At 65.7% G+C, this 14,045-nt stretch carries 13 protein-coding genes, 1 tRNA gene and 1 pseudogene; 9 read left to right on the top strand and 6 right to left on the bottom strand.

Translation table 11 applies throughout. The annotated features are described in order from the left end of the window. Positions 1–30: 30 nt before the first annotated feature. Positions 31–103: transfer RNA gene (locus CXY70_RS09255), tRNA-Ala, on the top strand. Positions 104–510: 407 nt separating this feature from the next. On the opposite strand, the gene CXY70_RS09260 is transcribed toward CXY70_RS09255, so the two are convergent. Further along, a complete protein-coding gene (locus CXY70_RS09260) occupies positions 511–1,350 on the bottom strand; it encodes an IclR family transcriptional regulator (RefSeq protein ID WP_104192190.1) in 840 nt (279 codons plus the stop codon). Positions 1,351–1,521: 171 nt separating this feature from the next. Here CXY70_RS09260 and CXY70_RS09265 point away from each other — a divergent pair, with 171 nt between their 5' ends. Both CXY70_RS09265 and CXY70_RS09270 read left to right on the top strand, forming a co-directional pair. Beyond that, the gene (locus CXY70_RS09265) at positions 1,522–2,238 is read left to right on the top strand and encodes a CoA transferase subunit A (protein ID WP_104192079.1); all 717 of its coding nucleotides are present in this window, start codon (positions 1,522–1,524) and stop codon (positions 2,236–2,238) included. 15 nt (positions 2,239–2,253) lie between these two features. Next, positions 2,254–2,901 carry a CoA transferase subunit B gene (locus CXY70_RS09270; protein WP_104192080.1) on the top strand — a complete coding sequence of 216 codons (648 nt, stop codon included), beginning with the start codon at positions 2,254–2,256 and terminating at the stop codon, positions 2,899–2,901. A gap of 48 nt (positions 2,902–2,949) precedes the next feature. Here the strand turns inward: CXY70_RS09270 and CXY70_RS09275 are convergent, their stop codons facing one another. Further along, positions 2,950–3,156, bottom strand: coding sequence for a hypothetical protein (locus CXY70_RS09275; protein ID WP_104192081.1), 207 nt, complete (start codon positions 3,154–3,156; stop codon positions 2,950–2,952). Next, positions 3,137–3,784, bottom strand: a pseudogene (locus CXY70_RS09280) (serine protease); the annotation flags it as partial. The gene CXY70_RS09275 and the pseudogene CXY70_RS09280, both read right to left, overlap by 20 nt. A 203-nt stretch (positions 3,785–3,987) precedes the next feature. On the opposite strand from CXY70_RS09280, the gene CXY70_RS09285 reads away from it, so the two are divergent. The 4 genes from CXY70_RS09285 to CXY70_RS09300 are packed head-to-tail and all read left to right on the top strand — an operon-like array spanning position 3,988 to position 8,755. Then, positions 3,988–4,746: a LamB/YcsF family protein gene (locus CXY70_RS09285; protein ID WP_104192082.1), complete on the top strand. Its 759-nt coding sequence runs from the start codon at positions 3,988–3,990 to the stop codon at positions 4,744–4,746. Positions 4,747–4,749: 3 nt separating this feature from the next. Continuing rightward, positions 4,750–6,315, top strand: a complete 1,566-nt coding sequence (locus CXY70_RS09290) for a 5-oxoprolinase/urea amidolyase family protein (protein WP_104192083.1) — start codon at positions 4,750–4,752, stop codon at positions 6,313–6,315. Positions 6,316–6,318: 3 nt separating this feature from the next. Further along, positions 6,319–8,049, top strand: a complete 1,731-nt coding sequence (locus tag CXY70_RS09295) for a biotin carboxylase N-terminal domain-containing protein (RefSeq protein WP_104192084.1) — start codon at positions 6,319–6,321, stop codon at positions 8,047–8,049. A gap of 25 nt (positions 8,050–8,074) precedes the next feature. Beyond that, complete coding sequence (locus CXY70_RS09300; protein ID WP_104192085.1) at positions 8,075–8,755, top strand: GntR family transcriptional regulator; 681 nt, start codon at positions 8,075–8,077, stop codon at positions 8,753–8,755. Positions 8,756–8,779: 24 nt separating this feature from the next. Here the strand turns inward: CXY70_RS09300 and CXY70_RS09305 are convergent, their stop codons facing one another. From CXY70_RS09305 to CXY70_RS09315, 3 genes are all read right to left on the bottom strand, one after another. Then, positions 8,780–9,571, bottom strand: a complete 792-nt coding sequence (locus tag CXY70_RS09305) for a putative hydro-lyase (RefSeq protein ID WP_369852333.1) — start codon at positions 9,569–9,571, stop codon at positions 8,780–8,782. Beyond that, the gene (locus CXY70_RS09310) at positions 9,568–10,788 is read right to left on the bottom strand and encodes an NRAMP family divalent metal transporter (RefSeq protein ID WP_233205861.1); all 1,221 of its coding nucleotides are present in this window, start codon (positions 10,786–10,788) and stop codon (positions 9,568–9,570) included. Before CXY70_RS09310 ends, CXY70_RS09305 begins: the two co-directional genes overlap by 4 nt. A gap of 383 nt (positions 10,789–11,171) precedes the next feature. Beyond that, complete coding sequence (locus tag CXY70_RS09315) at positions 11,172–11,771, bottom strand: PadR family transcriptional regulator (RefSeq protein WP_104192086.1); 600 nt, start codon at positions 11,769–11,771, stop codon at positions 11,172–11,174. 97 nt (positions 11,772–11,868) lie between these two features. Between CXY70_RS09315 and CXY70_RS09320 the strand changes: the two genes are divergently transcribed. After that, the gene (locus tag CXY70_RS09320) at positions 11,869–12,990 is read left to right on the top strand and encodes an aromatic ring-hydroxylating dioxygenase subunit alpha (protein ID WP_104192087.1); all 1,122 of its coding nucleotides are present in this window, start codon (positions 11,869–11,871) and stop codon (positions 12,988–12,990) included. Positions 12,991–13,002: 12 nt separating this feature from the next. Beyond that, positions 13,003–14,013, top strand: coding sequence for a PDR/VanB family oxidoreductase (locus CXY70_RS09325; RefSeq protein ID WP_104192088.1), 1,011 nt, complete (start codon positions 13,003–13,005; stop codon positions 14,011–14,013). Positions 14,014–14,045 lie beyond the last annotated feature (32 nt).

The raw sequence follows: 14,045 nt of genomic DNA on the forward strand, positions 1-14,045 counted from the left end.
CCAGCCCGTGATATTCTTCAAAGGCAGTTTGGGGCTATGGCGCAGTTGGTAGCGCGTCTCGTTCGCAATGAGAAGGTCAGGAGTTCGAATCTCCTTAGCTCCACTGTAGAAGGGCCAGTATCCGAAAGGGTGCTGGCCCTTCTTCGTCTCTGGAGCGGCTGCTTTATTCTGTCCGTGGATGGCGCAGGAGGGTGAGCCGAGCCTGGCCGACAGCAGGGCGTCCTGGCCCTGACTACAAGCGTATAGTTCCCTGTAATTTACGGGAGCTATGGTGAAAATCCCGCTCCGCGAAAGCGGGGTGGGACGTCTTCTAAGGCCGACGTCTCTACTGTCCGCAACGTACCAGTGAAATTGCATGCGGTAATCTGCGAGCGTTGCTAAAGCTGACAGAATTAGAGATCACGCCCAACTCTTACGGGATGCCCTGCAACGTCCGAGGCGTCACGTGCGTGTGTGCGCTGCGCATCTTGGGTGTGACGGAGCATGACCGATACCTCGGCTCGCGGGCCGCTAGGTGATCGGCGGGCGCTGCAGGGTCTGGCTGATGCGGCTGGCCTCGTCGAGCAGAAGTTGACCGAGGATCCTCTGCCGATCGGGCTTGAACCGCGGCTCGATGCCGGTCAGCGAGAGCGCCCAGCCGGGGCGGCCGCTGCGGTCGAAGATCGCGGCGCCCATGCCCCAGCTGCCCTCCAGAATGAGTCCGGGATTCACCGCGTAGCCGGTTTCCCTGGTTCGTTCGAGATTGGCGCGGATGCTGGCGGGTGAGTGCTGCGCGCCCCAGCGAGCCGAAAACGCGTCGGTGTCGTCGAGGAGGGCATCCACTTCTGCTGTGGGCAGATAGGCCAGAATGGCCAGTCCAGCGGATGCGACGCCCAACGGAAATCGCACCCCCTCGTGCAGCACGAAGGAGCGGATGGGGAAGCTGCCTTCTTCGCGGAGGAGGCACACGGTTTCACCGCCGCGCCGGATAGACAGGAAGGCGCTCTCCCCGGTCTCTTCGGCCAGGCGCACGAGGCTCGGCCGGGCAAGCTCTTCGATCGGGTAGCGGGCGGCGGCGACGGTTCCCATGACGAAGACCTCGGGGCCGTAGTGCCAGGTATGGCGCACGACATCGTGGTCGAGCAGGCCCTCGGCGGCGAGCGAGGTGAGCAGCCGGTGCACGGTAGGCCGGGTCAGGCCGGAGTGCTGCACGATCTCGGCCAGGGAAGTGCCTAAAGGATTTTGACCGACGAGACGCAGCAGTAGGGCAACGCGCCCGACAACCTGTGCGCCCTGCACCGGTTGGGCCAGGCGGGCCAGCTGGCCGCCGCGGGCCTTCAGCGCCGCAGGTGTGGCCGACTGACCGGTCATATCGACTCCTTTGTCCATAAGGTGGATAATTCGAAGCCTACTGTTCATGACATGGAGTCGCAATGCTATAACGATTGACAGGGCTTGTTGGCGCTGAATACGATGGCGTTAGGAAGTAGCGTCCACAAGGTGGACACGTTAGCAATGACCATCACTCAATGAGGAGACTGTATGTCCAAGGTTCAGGCCAGCGCGAGTGAGGCGCTGTACGACGTTCTGCGCGACGGGATGGTCATCGCGGTCGGCGGATTCGGCCTGAGCGGTATTCCGGCCGACCTCATCGACGCGGTGCGGGCATCCGGGGTGAAAGATCTCACGGTCGTCTCGAACAATATGGGTGTCGACGGCAAGGGACTGGGCGTATTGCTCGAAGCCGGTCAGGTGCGGAAGGTCATCGCCTCGTATGTGGGTGAGAACAAGCTGTTCGCCGAGCAGTTTCTGGCCGGCGTGCTCGAGGTTGAATTCAGCCCCCAGGGCACGCTCGCCGAACGGCTGCGGGCCGGGGGCGCTGGCATTCCGGCTTTCTATACCAAGACCGGCGTCGGCACGCTCATCGCCGAGGGCAAACTGCTCGCCGACTTCGACGGCGAAACCTACCTGCAGGAACGCGGCATCGTCGCCGATGTCGCCCTGGTCAAGGCGTGGCGCGCCGACACCCTCGGTAACCTCGAGTACCGGTTCACCGCCCGCAACTTCAACCCGGTCGTGGCAACCGCCGGCCTCGTGACGATCGCTGAGGCCGAGGTAATCGTTGAGCCCGGCGGCATCGATCCGAACCACGTCATCACCCCGGGCGTCTACGTGCAGCGTTTGATCCAGTCCTCGGCGCGGGTCAAAGACATCGAACAGCGCACCGTGCGCAGCCGGCCTGTTCTGGCCAGCCTGTAGTGAGGGAGTAGAACCATGGCTTGGACCAGAGATGAAATGGCCGCGATCGCGGCGCAGGAACTCAACGACGGCGACTACGTGAACCTCGGCATCGGCATCCCGACGCTTGTCGCCAACAATCTGCCTGAGGGCATTCATGTGACGCTGCAGAGCGAGAACGGGCTGCTGGGCATGGGGCCGTTCCCGTTTGCGGGTGAGGAAGATGCTGACCTCATCAACGCCGGCAAGCAGACCGTCACGGTGCTGCCGGGGGCGGCGATCTTCGACTCGGCGACCTCCTTCGGCATGATCCGCGGTGGTCATGTGAAGGTTGCCATCCTCGGCGCTATGCAGGTTTCCGCGCTCGGTGACCTCGCCAACTGGACCATTCCCGGGAAGATGGTCAAGGGCATGGGCGGCGCGATGGACCTCGTAGCCGGCACCCCGCGCGTAGTGGTGCTCACCGAACACGTCGCGAAAGACGGAACGCCGAAGATCGTCACCGAGTGCACCCTGCCGCTCACCGGCGTGCGGGTCGTCGATCGCATCATCAGCGACACGGCCGTCTTCGACGTGACGCCGACCGGCCTCGTGCTCCGCCAGCGGGCCCCCGGCGTGAGCCTGCAAGACATCGAAGACACCACAGAGGCAGCGTTCACGATCGGGGAAACTGCTCCGGTCTAGTCATCCGATCAACCAGTGAAAGCCCCGTCCAAGTCTCGGACGGGGTTTTCACTGGTTCAGGATTGCGTCGGCGGCCCGTTTGGCCTCCGGCACGGTCGTGGCGTCGTCGAGCTCGCGTGACCCGTCGGGGTTGAGGCGGATTACGCGCGGCCGGGCCGCGCGCATCCGTTCGTCAGTCCAGTCCTCGACATCGGAGTCGAGGCGCTGCCGGGCAGCCGGGCGTTTGTCGCTCGGGTCACGCGGATGCGGCGACATAGGTGTTCTCGATGACAGACCCCCAGTAGGGTCCGAACATAGTGTTCGCGATGTTGTTGTAGCCGAAACTGTTGACCGAGTTCTGCAGGCCGGTGGAACCGCTGCCGATCATCCACGGGCCGCCCGACGATCCGCCGGTCATGTCGCAGGGGATGCCCTGCGACTGGGTTTGGCCGTAGGGGTCAGGGGTGGCGGTGCCGTAGCAGGACTGCAGGGTCTCACCGTTGAACGGTGCGGCTGCCGGATAGCCGTAGGCGGTGTACGTAAGGCCGCGGCTCTGGTTGAAGGTGACGCCCGACGCGCCGACACTGTCGCTCAGAGACGAGCCGGTGGGTGAGGAAACGATGGCGAAGCCGGTGTCATAGCTGATGTCACCGCTGTTGCTCCACTGGGTGGGAGCGTACAGCTCGGTGGCGTTCCACTGGCCGAACGGTGCTGAGCCGTTCTCGTAGGCGGGCACGAAGATGAGTCGTGTGGCGAAATTTCCCGGGCCCTCGTTGACGCAGTGTCCTGCGGTGACGACGGTGTTCTCATTCGCGGCCGAGACCGAGTTGCCGGGACAAACGTGGTCGGCGCCGCCGAGGGTGAAGAAGATTTTGCCGATGTGGGAGACTCCAGTCATCGATCGCATCCAGCGGACTGTTTTGCCGCGAGTATTCCTACAATATTCGGCAGTGCAGTCGTTGTTCACTCCTTATGGGCGGCGCCCATTATGGGGTGCAAACGCGGGTATCTTTGTCGGGATCTGGTCGGAAGAGCACTCGATTTAGGCTCGATTGTTGAACAATAGTTGGAAATACGGCAGTCTAGGGGGAACGGAAGACGGGGACCATGCCAACCATCGATCTGAACAGCGACGTCGGGGAGTCCTTCGGCAACTGGACATTCGGCGACGACGCTGCCATCATCGCCTCGGTCACGAGCGTCAATGTGGCCGGCGGCTTCCACGCCGGTGATCCAACGACAATTCGCGCGACCTGCGCCGCGGCGGCCGCCGCCGGCGTCACGGTGGGCGCACACCCCGGGTACCGCGACCTGGCCGGCTTCGGCCGCCGTTTCATCGAGATGGATCCAGCCGAACTCAGCAACGATGTGATCTACCAGATCGGCGCTGTGCAGGCCCTCGCGCGCGCAGCCGGCACCGCTGTACGTTACGTGAAGCCGCACGGCGCCCTCTACAACACCATCGCCCACCACCCGGTGCAGGCGCAGGCTGTGGTCGACGCCATAATGGCCGTCGACCCGACCCTGCCGCTGATGGTTCTGCCCAACAGCGACATCGAACGAATCGCCCAGACCGCCGGGCTGCGTACAGTGGCCGAAGCGTTCGCCGACCGCGCCTACAACCCCGACGGCAGTCTCGTGTCGCGCACGCTGCCCGGAGCCGTGCTGCATTCGGTCGAGGCGGTGACCGCTCAGGTCGTTCGCCTCGCCCTGGAGGGCACAGTGGTCGCCGTCGACGGCTCGGTCATCGCCATGCCTGCAGCGAGCATCTGCCTGCACGGCGACACCCCCGACGCTGTGCACCTCGCCGCAGCGGTGCGTTCCGCGCTGCTGGCTGCCGGCGTCTCCATCACCAGTTTCGTGTAGCGGATGCCGCCCCCCATTCGATCTATCCGTCCCGTTGGGGACCGGGCCGTACTCGTGCAGCTCGGGGGCCTCAGCGAAGTGCTCGGGCTCTACGAGGCGCTGCGCGAGCATCCGCTGCCTGGACAGGTGGACCTGGTTGCCGCCGCCGAAACCGTGCTCGTGATGGCCGACACCGCGGCGGCAGCACGCGGGTTCGCCGCCAGGCTGCGCGCGATCGAACCGCGCACGGCCGCCGCCGAAAGCGACGAGCTCGTGACCATTGACGTTATCTACGACGGGGATGACCTCGACGAGGTCGGCGAAGTCACCGGCCTCGGCCCAGACGGCGTGATCGCAGTGCACACCGGGCAGCTGTGGACCGCCGCGTTTGGCGGTTTCGCCCCCGGCTTCGCGTACCTCGTGGGTGACGACCGACTGAGGGTCGCCCGGCGCAACAGTCCGCGGGCGGCTGTGCCGGCCGGTGCAGTGGCGCTCGCCGACGCCTATTCGGCTGTCTATCCGCGGGTCACTCCCGGTGGCTGGCAGCTGATCGGTCGCACTGATGCCGCCCTGTGGAGCCTCGACCGCGAGCAGCCGGCGCTTATTCAACCGGGCAATCGGGTTCAGTTCCGCGCTGTGCGCGAGTTCGTGAGTGCCGCGCCGACGCCCAGCGGGACCGAAGTCCTCGACCTCCCGCCCGACCTCCTCGTCGTACAACCCGGGCCGCAGACCACCGTGCAGGATCTCGGCCGCCCTGGTCTCGCTCACCTCGGCGTGGCGGGCGCCGGCGCCCTCGACCGCGGAGCCCTGCGCCGCAGCAATCGCCTGGTCGGTAACCCCGCCTCCGCCGCCGTGCTCGAAAACGCCCTCGGCGGCCTCGTACTCGACGCGCGCACCGAGCAGGTGGTCGCGGTGGCGGGAGCCTCCGTTCTCATCACGATCAGCAAAACGGATGCCGACCCCCGCGTCGTGCCCACCGACGCGCCCTTCGCGCTGCACGCCGGCGAACGGTTGACCCTCGACGTCCCCGCGTGGGGCGTGCGCAGCTACGTCGCCGTGCGCGGCGGCTTGGACCTGCCGCTCGTGCTCGGTAGCCGCTCGACCGACTCGATGTCGGGCATCGGCCCGGGGCCGCTCGTGGCCGGCACCGGATTACGGGTGTTGCCGGCCCCTCCAACGAGCGTGGTCGGTGCTGCTGAACCCGCGGTCGACCCGCCGGACGCGGTGACCGTGCTGCGCTATGTTCTCGGCCCCCGTGCTGACTGGTTCAGCGCCGACACGCTCGCCGGTTTCGACCGCACCGACTGGGCCGTCACCGCCCAGTCGAACCGCATCGGCCTGCGTCTGGACGGGCCGGCCCTTGAACGCGCGCACGGCGGTGAACTGCCAAGCGAGGGCACCGTGTCCGGCGCGATCCAGCTGCCAGCTTCGGGCATTCCGGTGTTGTTCCTCGGCGACCACCCGGTCACGGGTGGTTACCCGGTGCTCGGCGTCGTGCTGCACGCCGACCTGGACCGGGCGGCGCAACTCGGCACGGGCGCGCGCATCCGCTTTGCCGCCGTCACCACTGAAACCCCGAACGAGAGCTGAACCGTGCAGAAAGTACTCATTGCCAACCGCGGCGAAATCGCCGTGCGCATCATTCGTGGTTGCTCAGACGCGGGGCTTGACTCCGTGGCCGTCTACGCCGACGTCGACGCCGATGCGCTGCACGTTGGTCTGGCTACCGAGGCCTACGCCCTGGGCGGCAACAGCCCGGCCGACACCTATCTCAACGTGCCGAAACTGCTCGCCATCGCTCGCCGGGCCGGCGCGGATGCGGTGCACCCCGGGTACGGCTTTCTCTCCGAGAACGCCGACTTCGCCCAAGCCGTGCAGGACGCAGGGCTGACCTGGATCGGCCCGAGCCCGGAAAGCATCCGGGTGCTCGGCAACAAGGTCTCGGCACGCGAGATTGCCGTGCGGGTGGGCGCTCCACTCGTGGCCGGTTCGAACGGCACCGTCGAGACCGCCGCCGAGGTGCGCGCCTTCGCTGAGGAACATGGCCTGCCGGTTGCCATCAAGGCGGCGTTCGGCGGCGGCGGCCGCGGCATGAAGGTGGTCTGGGAACTCGACGCCATCGAGGAATCGTTCGACTCGGCGGTGCGCGAGAGCGTTGCAGCCTTCGGCCGCGGCGAATGCTACGTTGAGCGCTTTCTGCACAAGCCCCGGCACGTCGAGGCTCAGATTCTGGCCGACGGGAACGGCAACGTGATCGTCGTCGGCACCCGCGACTGCTCGCTGCAACGCCGCAACCAGAAACTGGTCGAAGAGGCGCCAGCCCCTTTTCTTACCGCAGACCAGCACGATCTCATCTACACGTCGGCGAAAGCCATCTGCCGTGAGGCGGGCTATGTCGGCGCCGGCACCGTGGAATACCTGCTCGCCGACGACGGCAGCATTTCCTTTCTCGAGGTCAACACGCGGCTGCAGGTGGAGCATCCGATCACCGAGGAGACGTCAGGAATCGACCTTGTGCTCGCCCAACTCGCCATCGCGGCCGGCGAAGGGCTGCCGGTGTCGAAAGACCCCGTGCCGCGCGGCCATTCGTTTGAATTCCGCATCAATGCCGAAGACCCCGGCCGCGGATTTCTGCCATCACCCGGCACCGTGACGACGTTCACCGTGCCGACCGGGCCGGGAATCCGCGTGGATTCTGGCATCCGTTCTGGTGATGCCGTTGCCCCGCAATTCGATTCGCTGCTCGCCAAACTCATCGTCACCGGCGCTGACCGCCCAAAGGCCCTGCGACGTGCCCGCCGGGCGCTCGCCGAGTTCGAGATCGAGGGCCTGCCGACCGTGTTGCCGTTTCACCGGGCGGTCGTCGACCTACCCGTATTCGCCGGGCCCGACCGGCTCGGCGTGTACACGAGTTGGATTGAAACCGAGTTCGCCGAGCAACTCGCGCACGACCCCTCGCTCGCCCCGGCCGCCCCGCTCGTGAGCCGCCGCACCGTCACGATCGAACTCGACGGGCGACGGATGGCCCTGGGCCTGCCTGAGAACCTGCTTGGTGGGCTCGTGCAGGGCGGCGCTGCTGCCGTGGCGCCGTCGATCCCGAAACCCGACCCGGCCGAACTGCGCTCCACTATGAGCGGCACCGTTGTGAAATGGCTCGTTGAGCCCGGCGCCACGGTGACCGAGGGCGAGGCTCTGCTCGTGCTGGAGGCCATGAAGATGGAATCGACCGTCGCCGCGCACCGCTCCGGAACGCTCGTTGGACTCCTCGTGGCGGTCGGCGACGCCGTGACCGTGCACGCCGTCGTCGCTGAGATCGAGGATTGAGCGCGAGAGTCGATACTGTGTGGCTATGACCCTCGACGAGATCCTTCCCGACCTGCGTCGCCAGAGCGTCGACGTGCGCCACGCCGAAACCGGCTTGTGGGCGGCTTCGATGCTGCGCGACCGCATCTCGGCCGGCCAGCTCGCGCCGGGCGCGAAACTGTCGGAGGAGCCGCTCTGCGAGGTGCTCGGCGTTTCTCGCAACACCCTGCGCGAGGCGTTCGCCACCCTCGCCGGCGAGCACGTCGTTACCCGCATCCCCAATCGTGGTGTCTTCGTGGCCCGGCCGACCGCCGACGATATCCGTGAGATTTACCGGGTACGACGCTTTCTGGAACCGGCCGCGCTGACCTGGTCGACCGCGTCGCCAACGGATGCCCTCCACGCCGCGATCGCGCGCGCCCGGGCCGCTCGAAGGGACGGTTCGGTGCCGGGCATGGCGAGCGCCAACCAGGACTTTCATGCGGGCGTCGTCGCGCTGACTCGAAGTGACCGCCTCAACGCGCAGATGACCCAGGTGCTCGCCGAGATGCGGCTGGTGTTCCACTCGATGGTGGCCGATCCGCTGTTTCACGCGCCTTACATCGACGACAACGCCGTCATTCTCGCGAAGTTCGAGGCGGGGGAGCGGGCGGCGGCTGCCGCACTCATGGTCGACTACCTGCGTCGCGCCGAGCAGCAGCTGCTCGAGGCGCACGCCCGCGCGTAAAGCTGCGGCATCCGTTGAGGCGCGCTACGGCACCAGATAGTCGGAGTCGCGGGCGTCCGTGATGAGCATGTGGCCGGGGGCGTGGCCGATCGCCAGCGGCGGGCGGGACTCCATCACGGCCGCTTGCGGTGTGACTCCACAGGCCCAGAACACGGGAACGAAGCCGTCGGCCACCGTCACAGGGTCTCCGAAATCGGGGTTGGCGAGGTCAAGGATTCCCAGATCGGTCGGATCCCCGATATGTACGGGGGCGCCGTGGACGGCGGGGTACTGGGCGGTGATGCGCGCAGCATCTGCTACCCGGTCAGCGCCGATCGGGCGCATCGACACGACGAGGGGGCCCGCCATACTGCCAGCGGATGCGCAGCGCCGGTTGGTGCGGTACATCGGTACGTTCCGGCCCTGCTCGATGTGCGCGATCGGAATGCCCGCGCCCTGAAGAGCCGCCTCGAACGTGAAACTGCAGCCGACGATGAAGGTCACCAGGTCGTCGCGCCACCACGCCGAAAGGTCGGTGGGCTCATCGACGAGCACCCCGTTCTGATAGACCGTGTAGCGCCCGACATCGGTGCGAATGTCGCCGCCGAGCAGCAGCGGGCCAGTCGTCTGCCCGGCCTCGAGCACGCCGAGAATCGGGCACGGCTTGGGATTGCGTTCGGCGAACAGCAGAACGTCGAAGGCCTGCTCCTTCGGCACGATGATGAGGTTCGCCTGGGTGAAACCGCTCGACCAGCCCGCCGTCGGCGTGGCGAGGCCGTCGCGAAACAGTGCGCGAGCCTGGGCAGGCGAGAGATTGGCCCGGTCGATGGCACTCACGCCCACAGCTGCACGAGGCCGCCGAGCGAGCGGTAGCCGAGATAGAGGGTGAGGAGCCAGGCGGCGACACCGACGACGAGCAGCCACTTCGGGTATACGTAGCCGCCGAGTAGGTCGCGGCGGCGCCACGCCACCCAGAGGATGACTGCAAAGCCGACCGGAAGGATCAGCCCGTTCACGGCGCCGGCCATGATGAGCAGGGTGGCCGGAGCCTGGCCGAGCAGAGTGAAGGCCGTTGCCGACACCGCGATGAACACGCAGGTGCCGATGCTGCGTACCCGCGGCGAGGTCTTGGCGGTGGTGACGAACGAGATCGACGTGTACGCGGCGCCGATCACCGAGGTGATCGATGCGGCCCAGAGGATCACACCGAACAACTTGAGGCCAATGTCGCCGGCCGCGGACTGGAACGCTTCGGCCGCGAGGTTGTCGCTGGTGAGGGCAACGCCGCCGGCGACAACGCCGAGAATCGCAAGAAACAACAGCACCCGGATGACGCCGGTGATAATGATGCCGAGGATGGAGCTCTTGGTGATCTCGCCGACGTTCTCGCGGCCGGAAACGCCGGCATCGATCATGCGGTGCGCGCCGGCATAGGTGATGTACCCGCCGATGGTGCCGCCGATGAGGGTCGTGATGATGAGAAAGTCCACGTTGTCGGGAATCACGGCGTTCTTGAGCGCTTCGCCGAGCGGCGGTTGCGACACGATAGCCACGTAGCCGATCAGCAGAATCATGACGGCGCCGAGCACGACCACAATCTTGTCAAGCGCCACACCGGCGCGCTTGCTCAGGAAGATGGCGATGGCCACGGCGGCCGACACGAGTCCGCCGATCTTCGGGTCGATGCCGAACAGAACGTTCGTGCCGAGGCCGGTTCCGGCGATGTTTCCCACGTTGAAGATCAGTCCACCGGTGAAGATCAGGGCGGCGAGAAACCAGCCGGCGCCGGGCAGCACGGTGTTGGCGAGTTCCTGGGCGCGCTTGCCGCTGACCCCGATCACTCGCCACACGTTCAGTTGCACGGCGATGTCCACCAGGATCGACACCACGATGGCGAAGGCGAAGGCGGCGCCGAGCTGCACTGTGAAGGTGGTGGTCTGCACGATGAAGCCGGGGCCGACCGCGCTGGTCGCCATGAGAAACATCGCCCCGAGGAGTGCGCCACGGTGTTTGTTCTTCAGCTTCTTTGGTTTGCGGGTAACGCTCGTGGCCATGGGTGCTGCTCACTTCTTTGGGATACGAGTCACCACCGGCGGTCACTGATTGTGAGAAAGCCTATGATTGTTCAACAATCAGCGCAACTCTTCTGCACGAATTGGGTCATCTTGTAATCTGCTCGAAACGCGGCGGCCGGTTGGAGCGCGCGCATTCGGTTGTTGCACGGGTTTCCCGGCGCATAACTCCTGCAATTTGTGGGGAGCGCCAAAGACTTCCGCAGGATTCCGCAGTGGGATTCCCGCGACCGTGCAGATTGCAGGAGTTATGCGCACGGCGGTGGAACGGATGCCGCCGGCCGGCCGGCGCGGCCGCGATCACCTTGGAGCGGCGATCGCGCGGATCCTGCTCACGGGTACCCGCGCCGCGATTTTCCAGGTGGTCAACCAAGTGGGACATCCGTTTTATTGAGCTCATCGATGAGCGCGAGCCCCCGCTCGGCCCACTGGATCTCGTGCTCGGCCCGCGCGATCAAGCCCTCATAGGTATAGCGCTTGTAGGCACGGATGCTCGCGTGCTCGCTCGCCGGCGCGTGGGTGAGGCGTTTTTCGAGCATGGTGCTCGTTCCGGTGTCGATCTCGCGCACCTTCGCGAGCCACTCGACCCGCTGTTCGTCGAAGTTCGCGATATGGGCGTGCAGCGCAGCGCGCGCCGCGTCGGGCTCGGCCCACTCGAGGTAGGCGGCCTTCAGGTGGGCCGGGTCGCGTTCGCGGGTGTAGCTGAGCGGCTCGTTCATCCAGGCGCGAAAGGCGTCGAGGCCGGCCGTCGTCACGTGGTATTCGCGCTTCTTGCCGCGCGGCCCCCACGGAACCTCGGCGCCGACGAGCAGGCCGTCGGCTTCCATGCGGCGTAATTCCGGGTAGATCTGCGAGTCGGGGGCATGCCAGACATGCGAAACGGATGCCTGAAACGCCTTGGACAGGTCGTATCCGGTCATCGGTTCCACGGTGAGAAGCGCCAACAGGGCGTGTCGAAGGCTCAAAGCGTTCTCATTTCGGTCTTGTAAGTAACTACCAGCATAGATAGTCTGAACCTGCGCTAACTATCTATGGGGATAGTTAGCTGACCGGAGGTCATCAATGACGATTATCCAGACCAAGAGTTCGACCACGAACAAGGTACTCAACTACCCGCTCAATACCTGGTACGTCGCCGCCTGGGACCACGAGGTCACCCGCAAGCTGATCTCCCGAAAGGTCGCCGATAAGCCGCTCGCCATCTACCGCACCGAAGATGGTCGGCCGGTGGCGCTCGCCGACGCATGCTGGCACCGTCTCGCCCCGCTATCGCAGGGCAAGCTGCTCACCAAGGACGAGATTCAGTGCCCGTACCACGGCATCGTCTACAACTCCGCCGGCCGCTGCGTGTCGATGCCCGCGCAGGAGACCATCAACCCGAGCGCGACCGTGCCCTCGTACCCGGTCGTCGAACGCCACCGTTTTGTCTGGGTCTGGCTCGGCGACGCGAGCCTCGCCAACCCCGACACCATTCCCGACATGCACCAGATGGACCACCCCGAGTGGGCCGGCGACGGCCTCACTATTCCGGTCACTTGCAACTACCAGCTCGTGCTGGACAACCTGATGGACCTGACCCACGAAGAATTCGTGCACGGCTCGAGCATTGGCCAGGCTGAGCTGAGCGAATCCGACTTCGAGGTCACGCACGACGACACCACCGTCACGGTTTCACGCTGGATGCGGGGCATCGACGCGCCGCCGTTCTGGCTGAAGAACATGCGGGACAAGTTTCCGGGCTTCACTGGCAAGGTCGACCGGTGGCAGATCATCCACTTTGAAGCGCCCTCGACCATCAACATTGATGTGGGAGTTGCCAAGGCTGGTACTGGCGCGCCTGAAGGCGACCGCAGCCAGGGTGTCAACGGCTATGTTATGAACACCATCACCCCGGAAACAGCACGCAGTGCGCACTACTTCTGGGCCTTCATGCGCAATTACCGCCTGGAAAGCCAGCTGATCACCTCACAGTTGCGCGCCGGCGTCTCCGGCGTGTTCAAGGAGGACGAGGACATGCTCCTGGCCCAGCAGACCGCCATCGACGCCAACCCCGACTACGAGTTCTACAACCTCAATATCGATGCCGGCGGTCTGTGGGTGCGCCGCCTGATCGAGCGGATGCTCGAGGACGAAGGCCGATCGGTCTCCGCCGGCCGCACTGGCCGCGTTCGCGACGCCAACTAGGCGGGCACAACCATGGCAGCCACCAATATTGAGGTCTGGCAGCAGGCGACGGTCATCGAGACCGTGGCCGTTGCCACCAACATCCAGCGCATCGTGCTGGAGCCAGCCTCACCCAAACGGGCCGAACCGGGTTCGCACCTCGACGTGTTCGTCACGGTCAATGGCGAGCGGCAGAAGCGTTCGTACTCCGTCGTCGACTCTACCGACGATGGCTCGCGGGTGGCGATCAGCGTGCTGCAGGCACCGCTGTCCCGCGGCGGCTCGATCTTTATGCACTCGTTGAACCCGGGCGATACGCTCGAGATCACCCAGCCGCTGCAGAACTTTCCGCTGCGGGTCGGCGCACCAAGCTACGTGCTGTTGGCCGGCGGCATCGGTGTGACCGCGATCGTCAATATGGCGCGGGTACTGAGGAAACTCGGCGCGAAGTACACACTCGTCTACGCGGCCCGCAGCCGGGAGCGCATGGCCTACCTGCCTGAGCTGCATGCGCTGCACGGCGACAACCTGCGGGTGCATATCGACGACGAGGGCACCGAATTGTCGGTGGCCGAGTTGGTCGGCAGCGTTGACCAGCAGACCGAGCTCTACATGTGCGGGCCGATCCGCCTGATGGATGCGGTGCGCCGCGCCTGGCGCGAACGCGAGCTCACCTATCCCAACCTGCGGTTCGAAACCTTCGGCAACAGCGGTTGGTACGACCCGGAGGAGTTCATCGTGCGGGTGCCGCGACTCGGCGTTGAAACGCGCGTGTCGGCTGGCCGCTCAATGCTCGAAGCTCTCGAAGACGCCGGCGTCGAGATGATGTTCGACTGCCGCAAGGGCGAATGTGGCCTGTGCGAGGTCAAGGTGCTCGCCCTGGAGGGAGCCATCGATCACCGCGACGTGTTCTACAGCGAACGCCAGCAGCACACCGCCGCCACGATGTGCTGCTGCGTCTCGCGCGCGCTCACCTCGCCGTCCGGCCTCCAGGCGGATGCCGCGCGCGGCGGCCTCGCGATCGTCACGATCGCCGTTTCCTAGCGATTACAAAAAGCGGATGCCCCGGCGACTGT

The sequence above is a fragment of the Cryobacterium sp. Y82 genome (genome assembly GCF_002929495.1).
GTDB classification, from domain to species: domain Bacteria; phylum Actinomycetota; class Actinomycetes; order Actinomycetales; family Microbacteriaceae; genus Cryobacterium; species Cryobacterium serini.